The organism is Nocardiopsis sp. CC223A (assembly GCF_030766825.1).
GTDB lineage: Bacteria > Actinomycetota > Actinomycetes > Streptosporangiales > Streptosporangiaceae > Nocardiopsis.
The window spans coordinates 38987-57103 of the sequence record NZ_JASFDV010000039.1 but is presented as its reverse complement, the minus strand read 5'-3'; the positions used below and the strand labels follow the sequence as shown (position 1 = coordinate 57103).

Here is an 18117-nt window from a genome sequence, read left to right as displayed (position 1 = left end):
CGCGGCCGGGACGGGGCCGTCACCGCGGCCGCGGAGGCGACCGCCGCGCGGAACCTCGTGGGAGGGGCCGTCGCGTCGGGTGACCGGGACACGGCCGTCACCGAGGCGGTGCGGGCCCTGCGGGAGGCCGACACCGCCCGGGACGCCAGGGACGAGATGGTCAGGCAGGCCGGGATCGCCGAGCGGGAGTCCGCCGCGGCGACGGCCGCCCTGGATCGGGCGCGGTCCATCGCCGACCTGTCCTCCCCGGGCTCCGCGGCACGCACGGACCTGGGCACGCGCACGGCACCGCCCTCCGACCCGGCCGACGCGGGCGGTTCCACGGCCGACGCCCGGACCCGGGCCGACGCGGCGGTGCACACGGCGCAGGCGGCCTCCCGTGCGGCCCTCTCCCTGCCCCTGGACTCCGTACGCCTGCACGTCCGCGAGGCCCGGGAGTCCGCGGAGCGGGCCGTGCGAAACGCCGACGCCCTGGTCACCGACGCGCGACGGCAGCAGGAGGAGGCCGCCGCGGCCGCCGGGAACGCCCGTTCGGCGCTGGGCCGGACACGCGCCGCGGGAGACCGGGCCGGGGCGAACACCGCCCGGGACGAGGCCGCCACCGCCGCGGGCCGCGCGGAGGGGCTGGCCCGTGCGGCCCGCTCGGCGCTCACCGACGCCCGTGCCGCCCTGGCCGCGGCCTCCGGGCGGTACGACACCGTGCTCGACTCGGCGCGCGCGGACGCGGACGTGGTGCGGCGGATCGCCGCTCTCGCCCCCGGCAGCACGGTGGCGGCCGAAACCGCCTATCGAACGCGAACGGCGGTCCGCGCCGCGGAGGCGCGGATGGAAGCCGACGTGGAACGCCTGGAACGCGCCGAAGAAGACCTGCACCGGGCGGAGGAGGCCGTCAACCGGATCGAGGCACTGGCCGCGGAGGCGCGCAGGTCCGCCGATGGCGCCCGCGAACAGGCGGAGCACCCCCGCGTGTACCCGGGGACGGTGCGCAAGGACGAGTCCGCCGACACCTACGACCTGGACTACCTGGTCCGGTCGCGGATCATCGGCCCGGACCGCCTCTACACCGAACGGGTCCCCGAGGTGGTCGGCCACCTGATCACCGCCCAGGCACCCGACATGCCCGCGGCCCTGCACGCGAACGTGGCCTCGCAGATCGACCACATCGCCCGCGAGCACGGGATGGCGGTCTTCTTCTCCCCCGAGGGCGTCGACGTGACGGTCACCGACGGCACCGGGGACGGCGCCCGCACCTGGACGGTCCGCGTCGCCCTGGAGTCGGCCGAACCGAACGGGTACCGCCACCTCGCCCTGCCCCACCGCGAGGCCGGGGCACCACTGGAGTCGCGGGAGGAGGAACGCTCCCATTCCACGAAGACGAGCGGGACCTCCTCCCATGACCCGCGCCGGGGCATCAGCGGCCGGTTCACCGCGAGCCCCCTGCTCCTGGGGGACGTCACCGGCAGTTTCGCGGCCGGACCCTGGCTGACCGCCGGCGGCGGCTACGCGAGGGGGCAGCGCGGCGCGTCCTTCGGGGGGAACGAGAAGGTGGGCTCCGACCTGGAGTACACGACCTTCAGCCCGCCCGAGGTCTACCTGGGCGACCTGCGCGTCCGGGTGAAGGTCACCGAGGACACCGGGACCGCCGACGGGGAGCCGGACACCGGCACCGCACCCGGGGGCGCTCCCCCCGCGGACCCGGACGACGGGTTCCAGAGCGGCGTGGTCCAGAGCGGTGTGGCCCTCGTGCTGGCCGGCGAGGTGAAGGCGAGACCGGACGGGACTCCCGCCCGCATCGACCTGACGGCCGACCGCACCGGCGGCGACGGCGCGCACGCACGGACACCGGACCGTCCGATCGGCGCCCTCCCGATCTCGGTCACCTCGGTCACGCCGCGCGGGGACGGTGCGGGCGGGCACCGCGAGCTGGGCTCCTGGCTCGCCGAGTACCTCGTCTCCCGGGACTACGCTCCGCACCGCGAGGCCATGGACTCCCCCGTCATGAGGCTGGCGAGGAAGAGCACCGAGGCGAGGATCCGCGAGTGGCAGGCGGAGATCCGGGCCTTCTTCAACAACGACTCGGTCCAGGAGTACCTCCCCTTCCTGGGCTCGGAGCCCATGACCGTCAGCGTCACGCACCCGGTCCTGGGGGAGGTCATGCTGCGGCTGTCCTCGACCCCCGACAGGTACACCGCCAAGGCGCACACCCCCCTGATCGACGACGCGACCCTGAAGCACACCGTCGAGACGGGCACGGCCCTGGGGCTGAGCCGCAACAGCGGCTTCACCGCGACCGTGGGAGGGGGCTTCGGCGTCCTCATCCCCCTGTCCACCGGCGGGTCCATCCGCCTCAACATGCCCCACCTGGAGTACACCTACTGGCGCTCGCTGTCCTCCCAGGCCGAATCCGGCTCCGAGGCCGGGCACAACCGCTCGCTCGCACGCTACGTGTCCGGCACCGAGACGTTCACCGCGTTCGACTCCGAGAGCACCCTGTCGGTGCGGGTCCAGGGGGAGACGACGGCCCACACGTTCGACGCGCGCGCCGTGGAACTCCTCCCCGGAGAGGGCTCCGCCGCCCTCCGACGCGCGGCCTCGGGCGAGAACGAGCCCGGCGGCGCCGACGCCGGGCGGACCCCGCCCCTCCCCCACCTGCGCGGCACCCGCGTCACGGACTTCTCCGGCACCCACCACGACACGCTCACCCGGATCCCCCGGGAGACCGCCGCCGCGGCACCGGGCGAGGCCCCGGGGGGCACCGCCCCCCGGGACACGGCGGCGGCCGACGACCGCGGTGTCCTGGAGGAGATCACGGACCGCGTCCTGGCGGGCATCGCGCGCGAGCACCCGGGCCTGGTCATCCCGGAGCTGGCCCGCGACCAGCGCACCTACGCCCGCAGGCCCGGACGGGAGAACGCCCCCTACTTCGAGCGGTCCTTCCGCGAGCACTGGGGGCTGCGCCGCGACTACCGGACCGCCTACCAGAACACGATCGACGTGGCGAACACGGTGCGCGACGCCATGCACGGCGCCAACCGCGACAGGCTCGCCTCCTCCGAGGGCCTGACCGTCGTGCTCAGGGAGACCGCGAGCATCGACCCGACGCTCATGGTGAAGAACCCCGAGTTCCTGCGCCCCGACGTGCTGACCCTGTCCCTGAAGGCGGACTTCTCCGGGCTGTCGCACCAGGGGACGACGACCGCCGAGACCGGGCTGCGCACGGGGGGAGAATCGACCCTGGCGGCGGAGTCGGGCCGGGGGTCGTCGCACACCCTCGCCCTGTCCGCGGGGTCGGGTATGGTGCGCTCGGCCGAATCGGACGCCCGGGGCCTGGCCCGGCTGCTCGGCGGCTTCATGGCCTCCCTCGGACTGAGTCGGCTGAACCACGGGGAGGCCGCCCACGGCGTCTCCCACAGCTCGAACCAGCGGTTCATCTTCCCCGGGGGCTCGGACCGCTGGGGCGGCACGGTCGACTTCACCGCCCGCCTGCACACGCAGGATCCGTCCCTGTCGGGCCGGCCGGACGGCGGCGCCGACCTGCTCGGAGAACCGGTCCGGGCCCGCTACTCCCTGATCGCCCCCAAGGACACGGCCGGGGTCCCGCTGCGCGGGGGCGAGGCGAAACCGGCCGGCGACCTCCCCTTCACCGCGCAGGACGCCCGCGCCCTCATCGACCCGCGGCCCGAGGACCTCGCCGCGCCCGACCCGGCGGACGCGGACGGGCGCAGAGCACGGGCGGTGATCGAGAACGGCGCGACCGTCGAACGGGTCTCGCTCGCCGTGCCCGGAGGCGACGCCACCCGTTCCTCCGGCGGTGTGCTCCGCCGGGCCTTCGATGCCTTCACGGACCGGCGCCCGGTGTCGGACGGCCGCCGGGGCAAGCTGCGGGGGTTCCTGGACACGGTCGGCGGGCGGCACTTCTTCACCGACTTCCTCTCCCCCGTCTCCCTGGCCACCGACCCCGCCACCTTCTCGCCCTCCGGGCACCGGGGCCGCGTCGACCTGGGCGGCACGTGGCGCTCCCCGAACGACATGCGCGCCACCGGGGCCACCTCCGTGCAGCCCGAGCGGATCGTGGACATGCACGCGGTCAAGGCCCAGGTGGCGGTGGCGGGTGACACCACCTCCACCGCCTCCGCGGGGGAGTTGAAGCTCACCAGCGCCACCCTCGGGGCCACCGGTTTCGCGGGCGGGACCGGCAACCCCATCGAGGAGGGCGGGGCCGCCTCCGGCGCCGACCGGTCCACCGCCGACGGCATCGTCCCCATGGCCGGCCCCTCCCACAACTGGAACTTCTTCCGCCGCGGCGAGATCACGGACTCCGGCGTCTCCTCCGCCTCGGGGCTGTTCCTGCTGTCCAAGGCGGCGACGGTCTACACGTTCCGGATGGCCGGGACGATCTCCCAGGCCTGGGAGTTCAAGAAGCACCGCGGCCTCAACCTCCCCAACTGGTGGTCCCACAAGTACGCCGGTTGGAAGACCCGCGTCGACGACCTCGTCTCCGGCCACATCACCGCCCGCGACGCCGAACAGGCCGGCATCATCACCGACGCCGTCACCCACGGAGACGACGGCACCCCCGCACCCGCCACCCAGGACAACCCCGCACCGCCGCCCCACGCCCGCGTCCGCACCGGATTCGACGGCGCCGGACAGCAGCGGCGGCCGGCGGACCCGACCGCCGCGGTCCGCGAACTGGAGGTGCGGCTCCGGGGGCAGGGGCTCAAGCTGACCCGGGGCGGCCGGGAACGGCTCCTCGCCCACCTGACCCGCCGCCTGGGCAACGCGCCGGGGGTGCTCCCGCCGGTCCCGGTCAAGGTGGTCCGGGCCGCCGGGACCTCCCGTTTCCTCCACCGGTCCAAGCCCGCCCGGGTCCTGGTGGAGCTGGACAGGACCAACCCCCGGGTCGACTACGTCACCTCCGCCGTGGCCACCGTCGAGACCCACTCCTGGCAGACCGAGTCGGCGCAGGCGCAGTCGCGGGGGACGGGCCACACCTCCGGGGCGGCCTTCACCCCGTGGCAGCCCAGCGGCGAGAACGGCGGGAGCGGCAGACCGCCCGAGAGCCACCTCGCCTACGCCTCACCCGCCGCGGGGGCCACCGCCGCCCGTTCGACCACGGAGACGGACTCCTCCGCGGAGGAGGAGACCCACACCGTCGTCATGGAGTCGTCCGGCCCCTACGCCAGGGTCACGCACGACACGTCCCTCACCCTGACCCTGGAGACCGGCGGGCGGCCCCCGGTCCGGGCGCAGGCCGACAGCGGCACCGTCCAGACGTTCCACCTGGGCTCGTCGCTGGACTTCACCCCGCCGGCGACGCCCGCCGCGGCCCTGGACACGGCGCCCGCGCCGCCCGCCGCCACACCCCGCGCGGGCGACACCCTCGCGGCCGCCGTCACCACCGCCACCGAAGCGCTCGGCGACCCCGCACTCGCCCCCCGGATCCGCGACTCCGTCATCATGCCCACCGCCGTCCACGGCCCCGACCTGCGCGACACCGCCGTGCGCACCGTCGCCGCGTCACTCGGCTGGCAGCCCCCCGCCGCCCCCGACTTCGGAGACGACCCGACGGCCGAGCAGCTCGGTGAGCTCAGGGAACACCACAGGAAGGCGACCGACGACGCCCGCCGCCACATCGCCGACCACCTCGAACTCGACCCCCGCTACACGCCCATCGACAACTCCCTCAACCCCGTCGCACTCAAGGGGCTCTTCTCCCGGACCGTCGGCCGGAGCGCGGGCGTCGACATCCTGCGGATCGGGCGCACCCGGTGGCGCGCCGCCGCCACCCCCGACTTCACCGGCGCCCGCATCCTCACCGCCCGCCCCGACGCCCGGCTCGTCCACAAGGAGGCCGAGGGACAGGCCCTCTCGCACAGCCGCTCCCAGGGCGGGACCACCACCGCCACCGCGGCCTTCCGCCCCACCGGCCACCACACCGTCGACCCGGACAACAGCGACCGCACCGCGTTCCTCACCGGTTCCGGGGACGCGGCGGCCCGCACCACCAGGGGAAGCTCTGCCACCGCCAACGGCCTGGTGACGGGCGAGCCCTCCGACCTGGAGCGCCAGCGGCTCGGCACCGCCTACCTGGTGGAGTTCGACACCACCTGGACCATCGGCGCCCGGACCGAGAACAAGACCCCCTTCGGCAAGGGCGTCCAGCAGTTCACCGCCGACCACACCAACAAGACCAGCGCGTGGATCTCCCAGGCCGACGCCATCGCCCTGGGCATCATCACCCCCGAACAGGCCACCGCGGCGGACGCACCGATCACCGCCGAGCACAACGCCGCCAAGGCCATGGCCGACGCCGAGGCCTCCTACGTCGAGGAGCGCGCCAAGCTCCCCGCCCTGGTCGACGCCTATCTCGACGCGCACGCGGCCCACACCGCGGACCCCACCCCCGAGAACCGCACCGCCCTCGACGCCGCCCGCACCGCCTACCAGACCCAGGACACCGCCTACCGGACCGCCCTGGACACCTACAACAACGCCGTCACCGCCTGGACCACCGCGACCAACGCCACCCGCACCCACCTCGACGGCCTCACCCGGTCCGACGCACCGCCACCGCCGCCTCCCGGCCCCCCGACCGGCACACCCCTGAGCGACCGGATGGAACGGGAGCTGGGGGCGCGCCCCGCGGCCGCCTCACTGCTGGACACGTTCCGCAGCGCACTCAACACGCAGCCCCCGCCGGGTACGGGCGACGAGATCACCGTGTTCCTGATGGAGCAGGCGGACCAGGACCCGGCAGAGGGGGACGGACACCTCCCCGAGCCGACGTGGACCCGCGAGCAGGAGACCGAGATGGCCGGCTTCCTGGGGCTGGAGGACCCGGCCGCCCGCGCCGCGGAGCTCGACGACCCGGGCGTCAACCCGCACACCTTCGACGCGCTGCCCCGGGACCAGCGCGAGGCCGTCGCCGCGCAGGCGGACACCGGCTGGCTCGCGTCCCTCACCTGGATCCCCTCGCTGGACACCGCCTCCATTCAGAGCAGGCTGGAGGATCTCACGTACGACGCGGACGACAACGCCAGCGGAGACGACCTCAACGGCTGGCCCCTCTACGAGAGGAACGGGAACCGGTGGCCGACGCTCACCGAGATCCGGGAGTCCCACTCCCGCGGCGGGTTGACCCACACCTTCAACCGGCTCGTCAGCGACATCTTCAAGGCGCCCGACCCCGGCCGGCGGCTGCGCCACTGGTACGACAACGCGGACGAGGCCGGGGCCCTGGCCAAGGCCAACGGCGGCGCCTACCCGACGGCCGCCGAGGTCCTGGACACCCTGCGCACCCTGGACGCCGCGACCGACCGGCCGCTTCCCGGCCCCGTGGAGGTGACCTTCGCGCTGAACGGGGACGAGGGCCTCCACGGCCTGGACGGGTACGTCGAGGGCGACCCGTCCTCACTCGTCGGCACCGAGCAGCGGGAGGCGGGGTACCTGCGCACCTCCCTGGACCGCTCACCGGACGCCGGAGGCGACCGCGACGGTACGGCCCTGGTCCGCCTGACCGTGCCCGAGGGCGGGCGGGGCCTGTGGGTGGGCGACAGGGCGGGCACCTCCGACCCGTACACGCTCCTCCTCCCCCGCGGCACCGGCTACCGCGTCACCGGCGTCACGGAGTCGGACGGGATCGTGGAGATCACCGCCGTGGCGCTGCCCGCGGAACCGCGACCGCCGGCGGCCCCCGCCGAGGAGACCGCCGCCGTCCGCGACGGCGAGGACCGCCCGGACGGGGAGGACGACGACAGGAGCAGTGTCGCCTCGGACTCCTCGGACACGGACTCGGAGGCGGACACCGACGGCAGGGGCACCCTCGACGAGGACGGCATCCGCCGCTTCGCCTCACCCGGGGACATCGACGGGCAGGACCGGTGGCTCCAGGACCCGGCCAACAACCCCCACGCCTTCGACACCCTCACCCCCGGCCAGCGCAAAATGGTCGACACCTACACCAGGTCCGCCTGGATCACCCGCGTCGCCCGCATCCGGCCCTTCCTGCCGCAGACCGTCGCACGCCAACTGATGGAGTGGCGCTCGCAGTCCCGGGCGGAGGCCGCCGACCCCGACACCGCGCAGACGGCCCACGGCTGGGACCTGTACGAGGCCAACGGGCTGACCTGGCCGTCCGTGGAGCGGCTGCGGCAGATCGCGGCCTCGCCGCAGCCGCTCCCCTCGCGCACCCGGGGCCTGATCCGGTACATCCTCGGCGCCCCCGACCCCCGCGCCGAACTCGATCACTGGTTCCACAACGCCGGGTACGCGGGGGTCATCGCCCGGCTCAACGGCGGCACCTACCCCGACGCCGCCGGGACCCGGGAGCTGTTCCGCCTCCTGGACAGCGCGGTCGACCACCCGCTCCCCGAGGGCATGGCCGTGTCCCGCGGCATGCAGACGATCGACCACCTCCTGCGCACGACGGGCGGCACGGACCCCCGCCGACTGGTGGGCACCGTCCACACCGAACCCGGCTACATGTCCACCACCCTGGGCGACCAGGCCTTCAAGACCGACACCGACGGCTTCCCCTACCTCCTGCGCCTGGACCTGCCCCAGGGGACCCGCGGCCTCTGGATCGGCACGCGCAGCCACGACCCCGAGCAGATGGAGCTCACCCTCGCCCGCGGCACCTCGTACCGGATCACCGGGGTGGAGGACAGGATCGACCCCGAGTCGGGCGGTCCTCAGACCGTGGTCACGGCGACCGTGGTCCCCCTGCCCCGGGCCTTCCCCGACCTCTTCTCCGAGGGGAGCACGGGCGAGGACGGCGTCCGGAGGTTCTGGAACACGGAGGAGGCCCACTGGTACGGCCACCGCCTCCACGACCCGGCGCACAACCCGCACGCCGTCAACGCGCTCCCCCGCGCCCGGCACGACCTCGCCCGCGCCCTCAGCGCGCTCGCGGGCAGGTTCGACCCCGCCCCGACGGACCCGGACGGCGCCCGGGAGCTGCTGGACTCCCTGCGTGCCGCGAGCCGCGTCACCCCCGCCTCCACCCCGGCGGAGCGGCAGCGGATCCTCGGATGGGAGCTGTACGAGGCGAACGGCCTCACCTGGCCCACCCCCGACCGGCTGCTCCAGCTCCTGCCCGTGGAGCAGGGGCGCAACCCCGCGCGGGCGCGGTTCATCACCGACATCCTCAGGCACGGCCCCCAGGAGGCGGCCCGCAGGCTGGAAAGGCTGTACAACACGGCCGGGGACGCCGGGACCCTGGCCCGTGCGAACGGGGGCGCCTACCCCTCGCCCGAGAGGCTGCTGGACATGCTCGCCTCCTACGAGGGCGCCGTCCGCCGCCCGCTGCCGGAGGCGGTCGAGACCACCTGGTACCTGGACCACGCGACGGCGCGGGCGCAGCTGCCCGGATACGACCCGCACGACCCCTCCGCGCTGGCCGGGACCGAGCAGGCCACCCGGGGCTACACCGCGGTCGCGCTCAACCCGCGGCCGACCGGCAGGGGCGACGGGGCGGCCGCGGTCGTCCGGCTCGTCCTGCCGGCGGGGGCGCACGGCCTCTGGCTGGGCAACGCGGGCACCCACCCCCAGAACCAGGAGATCGTCCTGCCTCCGGGGACCGCGTTCCGGATCGACTCCGTGGACACCTCCGACGGCCGCCCCGTGATCACCGCGCGGGTGCACGCGCCGACGGGCGGCACCGCCCCGCCCGCGGTGGCCAGTGCACCGCCCGCGGTGGCGAGCGCGCCGCCCGCCTCCGCCGGGGCGGCGGCCCACGGGACGAACGACGCCGCCACCGGTCCGGACACCCCCCGCACCGGGCACGGGCCCGGCGACGGGCGGGGGTACGTCGACGGGAACGGGATCCGGAGGTTCCGCACCGAGGAGGAACTCGACGCCTACGACCGGTGGCTCCACGACCCGGCCCACAACCCGCACGCCTTCGACGCCCTGAGCCCGGAGCACCGGGACCGGATCATCGGCTACACGGTCGACGGCTGGCTCAACACCGTGGCCCGCGATTCGATGAACGCGGAGCGGGTCGCGACCGTGCTGGACCTGATGCGCCGGGACACCGTCGCGGCGTTCGAGACCAACCCCATGGGCTCGCGCGGCTGGGAACTGTACGAGATGAACGACCTCGCGTGGCCGACCCTGGACCGGCTGCGGGAACTCCTGGCCCAGGGGCGCGTCCCGGAGAGGGCCGAGGGCTTCGTCCGGTACATCCTGGACGCACCGGACCCGCAGGAGGAACTCGACCACTGGTACGTGCACGCCGGTGAGGCCGGGGAGATCGCCAGGTCGAGCGGCGACGTGTTCCCGACCCCGGAACGCGCGCTCGAACACCTCCGGATCCTGGCGGAGGCCATCGACAGGCCCCTGCCCGAGGGGATCGAGGTGATCCGCGGCCTGGAGGAACTGGGCCACTTCGAGGGCTTCGACGGCCGGGACCCCTACTCCCTCGTGGGCACCGTCCACACCGAGCGCGGGTTCATGTCCACGTCGCTGGGCAACGAGCCGGCCGGGGTCACGGCCAGGTACGCGCACACGGTGCACCTGGTCCTCCCCCGCGGTTCCCGGGGCATCTGGATCGGTTCCAAGAGCAGGTACCCCGGGGAGCGCGAGCTGATCCTCCCCCCGGGCACGACCTACCGGATCACCCGGGCGGGCTGGGGAGGCTCCCGCGGGCTGGAGGGCCTGTACATCGAGGCCGAGGTGATCGTGCCGCCGCGGCCGGGTGCCGACCCGGCCCCGCCGCGGGTCGAGGACTCCGCGGACCTGCACGTGTTCACCGCGGAGACCGAGACGGACGCCACCGTCACCGGCCCCGACGAGCCCGACGCGGAGGCGGAGGCCGGACTGGCCGCGCTCCTGGGGGTGGCGGACTCCGGGCACGACGGGGGTTCCGAGGACGGCGCGTACGACGACCGGCCCCTCCTCGACCGTTACGACTCCGACGACGACCGGCCCCTGCTGGAGCGCTGGGACGACTCGGACGACGAGGCGCCGGCGGCCCCGGCCGCGGGCCCCGAGGCGGGCGGGGAGGGGGTCCGCGGGTTCCGCACCCGGGAGGAAATGGACGCCTACGCGGAACGGATGGAGGACCCCGCCGCCCACCCGCACACCTACGACGCCCTCCCTCCGAAGCTGCGCGCCCTCGTCGGCGCGCACACCGCGAACCCGTGGCTCAGCGACCTCGCCCGGCTCGGAACCTCCGACCCGGCGGTCGTCCAGAGCAGGCTCGACGACTGGGGCAGGACCAGCCTCGGGAACGCCGACGACCCCGACGACCCCAACGGGTGGGTGCTCTACGAGGCGAACGGCCTGTCGTGGCCCTCGCTCGGCCGGGTGCGGGAACTGTACGCCGGGGGAGGGCACTCCCCGGCGTTCGGAGTGATCGCGGCGGACATCTTCAGGTCCTCCGACCCGCGGCTGCGGTTGGACCACTGGTACGGCAAAGCGGGCCAGGCGGGGGCCGTCGCCCGGGCCGACGGCGGTGTCTACCCCACCGGGGACAGGGTGCTGGAGATCATCCGGGACATGGACGCGGCCGTGGACCGGCCGCTGCCCGGCCCGATCGAGGTCTCCTTCGCACTGGACGTCGACCGGGACCTCACCGAACTCGACGGATACGACTGGGAGGACCTGTCCGCCATGGTGGGCAGGGACCAGCGCGCACGGGGGTACACCACCGCCACCCTGGGCGGATCGCCCTTCACCACCGAGCCGCGCGACACCGTGGCGGTCGTCCGCATGGTCCTTCCCGAGGACGCCCGGGGCCTGTGGGTCGGCGACCGCGGCGCGACGGGCGACCGGTACGCGCTGGTCCTGCCCCGGGACTTCGGCTACCGGATCACCGGTGTCCGGATCACGGCCGACGGGATGGAGATCGACGCCGAGCCGGTCCCCGCGCGGACGCCGGTGGAGGGGCCGTCCGCGCAGGTCCGGGACGGTGACTCGGACGCCTCCACGGTCGTCGACGAGGAGTCGCGCCTTCCGGAGGGCGACGGCCGCGGACACGTCGGCGACGACGGCTACCGGCGCTTCCGCTCCCCGGAGGAACTGGACGCCTACGACCTCTGGCTCCAGGACCCGGCCGGCAACCCCCACGCCTTCGACACCCTGCCCGCCGACCAGCGGAGGATGGTCGACGCCTACACCAGGTCCGCCTGGATCACCCGGCTGGCCCGGATCCGGCCCCTGTCCCCGACCGGTGTGGCGGGCCAGCTGGCACTGGTGCGGGCCGGGGCCCGGCACGAGGCCGGGCAGGCGGCGACCGTGGCGACCGCGCACGGCTGGGACCTGTACGAGGCCAACGGACTCACCTGGCCCACCCTCGACCGGCTGCGCGAGATCCGGGCGAACCCGGACGGTCTCCCCCCGCGCACCGTCGGACTCATCGACAACATCCTCACCGCCCGCGACCCCGCCGCGGAGCTGCGCCACTGGTTCCACAACGCCGGCTACGCCGGGGTCATCGCCCGCCGCAACGGCGGGACCTATCCCGACGTGGACCGCGTCCTGGAACTCTTCCGCCTCCTCGACGACGCCACCGGCCGCCCCGTGCCCGAAGGCCTGGTCGTCTCCCGCGGCATGCACTCCATCGACCACCTGCTGCACGCGGTCGGCGGGTACGACGCCGACGACCTCGAAGGCACGGTCCACACCGAGCCCGGGTACATGTCCACCACCCTGGGCGACCAGGCCTTCAAGACCGACGCCGCCCCCTTCCGGTACCTGCTCCGCCTCAACGTCCCGCAAGGCGCGCACGGCCTCTGGATCGGCTCCCGCAGCCACGACCCCGAACAGCGCGAACTCACCCTCGCCCGCGGCTCCACCTACCGGATCACCGGTGTCCGGGAGACCGTCGACCCGAACGCGGGCGGGATCGTGACCGTGCTCTCCGCGGAGGTGGTCCTGGCTCCGGAGGCCTTCGCGGACCCGCTCTCGGACGGACGGGTGGACGCGTCCGGCGTCCGCCGGTTCCGGACGCCCGGAGAGGCCGACTGGTACGCGCACCGGGCCGCCCGCGCGGAGCGCGGCATGCCGACGCCGGACACGCTCCCCGCGCGGGCGCGCCGCGTCGCCCGGGCGTTCTCGGACACGCCGTGGCTGGCGGACCTGGCCCTGGTGCCCCCGGGCGACGTGCGGACGCAACTCGACCGGCTGCGCTCGATGAGCCGTACCGAGCGGCCCTCGATCGTGGAGCCCCACGGGAGCAGCGGCTGGGAACTCTACGAGGCCAACGGCCTCTCCTGGCCCACCGCGGAGCGGCTGCGGGAGATCGTGGACGCCGCGGAGGAGGAGACCCCGAGGACGCACTTCCTGCGGATGGTCCTCACACTGGGGTCCCCCGAGGAGCGGCTGGCCGGGCTGTACCGCAGGAGCGGCATGGCCGGGGCGCTGGCCGCGGCCAACGGGGGGACCTACCCCTCCGCCGAGGGTGTCCGGGAACTGCTCGGAACCTACGACGCGGCGGTGGGGCGCCCGCTCCCCGAGGCGATCGAGACGACGTGGGTGCTGACCCATACCCGCGACCTCCGGTTCCCGGAGGGGTACGACGCGGCGGACCCCTCCGCCCTGGTGGGCACGGTCCAGAGCAGCCCGGGGTACACCACGGTCTCCGCGAACCCGGACCCGGTGGGCCTGGGGCACCCCGCGGCGACCGTCCGGCTGACCCTGCCCGAGGGCGCGCACGGGCTCTGGCTCGGGGCGGACGGCCCCCGGCCGTCGAACCACGAGATCGTCCTGCCCCGCGGGATGTCGTACCGCGTCACCGGTGCGGAGAACACCTCCCGGGGCCTGCTGCTGTCCGCCGAGGCCGTCCTGCCGGAACGGGTGGTCCGCACCGGGTCCGGGGCACGGCCGCCGACCGCGGAGGACGCCCCTCCCCCGACCGGCGGGACCGGTCAGGACACGGCGGCTCCCGGCGAGGCGACAGGGCACACGGCCACCTCCGCGGACGCCTCCGCCGCCGAGACCGGGATCCCCGTCGGCACCGCTCCCGCCGACGGCGGCAGGGGGTACGTCGACGACCGGGGCGTGCGACGGTTCCGCTCCGTGGAGGAGGCCGACGCCTACGGCCGCTGGCTCCACGAGCCGGCGAACAACCCGCACGCCTTCGACACCCTCGACGCGCGCCAGCGCGACGACGTGCGCGGGTACACGACCGACGGATGGCTCAACAAGGTCGTCCGCGACGACCTCTCGGCCGAGCAGATCCAGGACTCCCTGGACAGGGTGCGGCGGTCGACCCTCCTCCAGGCCGACACGGACCCGATGGCGGCCCGCGGCTGGAGCCTGTACGAGCTGAACGGCCTGTCCTGGCCCACCGTCGGGCGCCTGCGGGAGCTGCTCGCGCAGGACCGGGTCCCCGAGCACACCGCGGGCTTCGTCAGGTACATCCTCGACGCACCGGATCCGGAGTCGGAACTGGCGGGCTGGTACGCGAACGCCGGGAACGCCGGTACCGTGGCGCGGTCCAACGGCGGCGCGTACCCCACCGCGGCCGAGGTGACCGCGCTCCTGGACCGACTCGGGCGAACCGTCGACCGCCCCCTGCCGGAGACGGTCGAGATGGTCCGCGGCCTGCACGAGGTCTCGTTCCTCGACGGGTTCCGGGACCTGGACCCCTACTCGCTGGTGGGCACCGTCCAGACCGAGCCCGGGTTCATGTCCGTGTCGCTGGGCAACCGGCTGGCCGGGCACCACCAGGCCGAATCCCGGCACGTCGTCCACCTGACCGTGCCCGCGGGCGCCCGCGGCCTGTGGGTCGGTGAGAGGAGCGAACACCCGGAGGAGCGCGAGGTCGTCCTCGCCCGGGGCACCGCCTACCGGATCACCCGCGCCGGCTGGGGCGGGTCCTTCGGGCTGCCGGGGTTCTACATCGAGGCCGAGGTGGTCGTGCCGCCGCGGCCGGGCACCGGGACGGATCCGGCCCCGCCCGAAGCCGACGCCGACGGCGCCCGCACGCCCCTTCCCGAGGACCGCTCCGGACACACCGGCCCCGACGGCGTGCGCCGGTTCGAGACCGACGCGGACGGCCAGGCCTACGGGGACCTCGTCCTCGGGCACCGGTTCCCGTCCCTGACCGACGAGCAGCAGAACTCCGCCCGCGCGTACACGAAGAACGCGCAGTTCTACAACGACTTCTCCCGGCACGGCGACCCCGAGGCCGAGGTGCGGCGGCTCAGCAGCGCGCCGTTCTTCACCTCCTGGGTCCAGAAGTGGTTCGGCCACACCGCGACCCCGGACAACGCCGCCGAGACCCTGGCGGTGCTGCGCGAGGCGATGTCGCTGCTCGACCGGGCGATGGAACCGGTCCCCGAGCGGATCGAGGTCCGGCGCTCGGCCTTCAGTGTGGGCTTCATGGCCCCGCCCGGGCGGCCCTACACCGACCCGACCGACCTGATCGGCACGGAGTTCGTGGAGCGGGGGTTCCTCTCGGGGTCGCTGGGGTCGGAGACCGTGAACAGGACCGCCGAGTTCCAGTTCCGCCTGGACGTGCCCGCCGGGCACCCCGCCCTGTGGGTGGGCGACAATAGCGTGCACCGGTCGGAGCGGGAGGTCATCCTCCCGCGCGGTACGCGGTTCAGGATCGACGACGCGGTCCTGGACCCCGAGACGCGCCGGTGGACCCTGCGGGTCACCGTGCCGCCCTTCACCCCGACGCCGTGACGGAGGAGAGTTGACCGACGAACAGGCACCCGACCGGGAAGGACCCGGCCAGGACGCGTTCCGGCCGGACTTCGCGGGCGCCGACCCCCGGTACGCCGCCGACACCGACGGGCCGGTCCTGCACGTCCCCGTGGTACGGGAGGACGGGACCGCCCTGGGCCGCCTCTGGGTGTCGCGGGACGGGACCGCGGCCGGCTTCCTGCCCGCGGCCGGGGCAGCGGGGCTCAACGCCAAGGGTGCCTGGGTGCGCCGCCTGATCCAGGCCAGGGCGGAGGGCCTGGACGCGGTCCAGGCCCTGCGGCGGTGGACCGGTGCCCCGCCGGACGACCGGGCCGGGGCCATCCCCCCGGGGACCGCAGCCGAGCACGCGGAAGGCCCGGACGCTGTCCGGGCCCACCTGCCCGACACCGAGGAGACCGCCGGAAACGATGGGAGAGGAGAACGGCCGTGAACACTGAGAGCTCGTCGGAGAGCGGGAGCCCCGCCGGACCGGAGGACGGCGGGGTCCCCGAGGGCTCCCCCGTGCGCGAGGCCGACACCGCCGAAGGGCCGTTCCGGGAGGCCGGGACCGGTTCACCGGGGGCGTTCGACCGGTGGAGCGACGAGGCGCTCGCCCCGGTCCTGGTCGGCAGGTCCTACACCCCCGTCACCGACGGACCGGTGGTCTACGTCCCCGTCACCAGGGGCGGCGCCCTCATCGGCTACCTCTGGGCCTCCGAGGCCGACGACGCGAGCGACTTCCAGCCTCTGCTCCCGCCCGACGCCGAGGGCAACGTCGCCCGCGGCTGGTGGACGATGGAGCACGTGCGCCTGCGCGGGAAGGGGTTGTCCCCCCTGGAGGCCCTGCGGTCCTGTGTCGGGAAGGTCGACGACCCGGACGGCGGCCGGGTGGACGCCGACGCCGCCGAATCCCGTGCCGGGAGCCTCGCAGAGCTGCGGAGCGCGGCGCACCGCTGAAGCTCGGAGACCGCCGGTCCCCGGGGACGGGCGGCGCCGCAAGGGGACCGCCGGGACCGGAGTAGTACAGTGGCGCTGGCCCTCTCCGGCCCCGACCCGCCGCGGGCGCGCGAACGCCCGCCCCCGGGGACCGCTCCCCCTCCCCGGGGATCCGCCGGAAGCGGGGGACCCGCCTCCGCCCCCGCCCTCTCCGCGCGTACCGCCCCCCTCCCGCACGACAGGAGAGCCCGTTGACCGACTCCCCGGCCACGCGCGTGCGCATCGGCCGCGCCGCCGTCCTCGCCCTCCTCCTGGGGCAGTTCGCCTTCGCCCCGGCCGCGCGGGCGGACGCCCCGGAGCCCCCGCCTCCGCTCCCGCAGGTCCACGAGTTCAAAGCCGAGAACCAGGCGTGCGGTTCGATGGGCACCGACGTCGTGGAGCGCCGCCCGTGGACGCACGCGACGCTGGGCCTGGACGAGGCGCACCGCCTGAGCACAGGTGAAGGGGTGACCATCGCCCTGCTGGCCCCGGAGCTGGACGCCACCGGTCCCGCGCTGGAGGGCGCCGTGCGGGGAAGCGCGGGCACGTCGGACTGCCTCGGGTACGGAACCTTCCTGGCGGGTGCCGCCGTGGGGCGCCCGGTCGAGGGGAGCGGCACCGTGGGGGTGGCCCCCGGGGCGGACCTGCTGTTCCTGCCCACCGGATCGCCGAACACGGGCGTGGCCTCACCCGAGGAGATCGCCGCCGGTGTGGCGGAGGCGGCGGACGAGGGGGCCGCCGTCATCCTGGTGGGGACGTCGACGTGGCTGGGCTCGGAGGCCCTGGACGGTGCGGTGGAGGACGCGACCGCCGCGGGCTCCCTGGTGGTGGCCCCGGCGACCGTGAACACGGTGCGCGGCCCGATCGCGGCCTACCCGGCCCAGCACCCCCAGGTGCTGAGCGTCGCGGCGCACGGCCCCGAGGGGACGCCCCTGGTGGCCGCCCCGCTGCTGCGGCCCGACGGTGAACTGGTGCGGGTCGGCCTCCTCGCCCCGGGGGACCTGACCGTGGCCCCCGGCCCGGGGGGCGGCCACGTGATCGGCTCCGGTGCCGGTGCGGCCTCCGCCTTCGCCGCGGGGGCCGCGGCGCTGCTCGCCGCGAGCCGGCCCGAGCTGACCGCCGAGGAGTTGCGGGACCGGCTGCTCGCCACCGCCTACGCGGCTCCGGCGGGCGACAAGGACCCGGTGAGCGGTAGCGGGCGGGTGGACCCCGTGGCCGCCCTGGTCACCGGCCCGGTGGAGGAGCGCGCCCCGGTGGCCGGGGCGGCGTTCGTGCCCGACCCCTCGCCGCGGGGATCGCTGGACGCCCTGCCGACCTGGGCGGTGGTGGGCGGGTTCTCACTGCTGCTGGTGGTGTGCGTGCTGGGCGCCGCGGTGGTGCGCAACGGCCGTTCCCGGGGCTGGCGCCCCGCGGCCCCCGGGGAACCGGTGCCGACGGGCCCGGTGTCCGGTCCGGACGCGGAGCCGCGGCCGAGCTGAACCCGGGTCGGGCCCGGGGGCGTCC

The 18117-nt window shown here is 75.2% G+C and carries 4 protein-coding genes; all 4 read left to right on the top strand.

The features are described 5' to 3' along the window. The first annotated feature begins 57 nt into the window (after nt 1–57). A complete protein-coding gene (locus QJS33_RS16980; RefSeq protein ID WP_306368967.1) occupies nt 58–15639 on the top strand; it encodes an ADP-ribosyltransferase in 15582 nt (5193 codons plus the stop codon). 10 nt (nt 15640–15649) lie between these two features. Further along, on the top strand, nt 15650–16090 hold the full coding sequence (locus QJS33_RS16975) for a hypothetical protein (RefSeq protein WP_306368966.1): 441 nt from the start codon (nt 15650–15652) through the stop codon (nt 16088–16090). Further along, on the top strand, nt 16087–16596 hold the full coding sequence (locus QJS33_RS16970) for a hypothetical protein (protein WP_306368965.1): 510 nt from the start codon (nt 16087–16089) through the stop codon (nt 16594–16596). The genes QJS33_RS16975 and QJS33_RS16970 overlap by 4 nt, the downstream gene beginning before the upstream one ends. A 230-nt stretch (nt 16597–16826) precedes the next feature. Then, the gene (locus tag QJS33_RS16965) at nt 16827–18092 is read left to right on the top strand and encodes a S8 family serine peptidase (protein WP_306368964.1); all 1266 of its coding nucleotides are present in this window, start codon (nt 16827–16829) and stop codon (nt 18090–18092) included. The last annotated feature ends 25 nt before the right edge of the window (nt 18093–18117 follow it).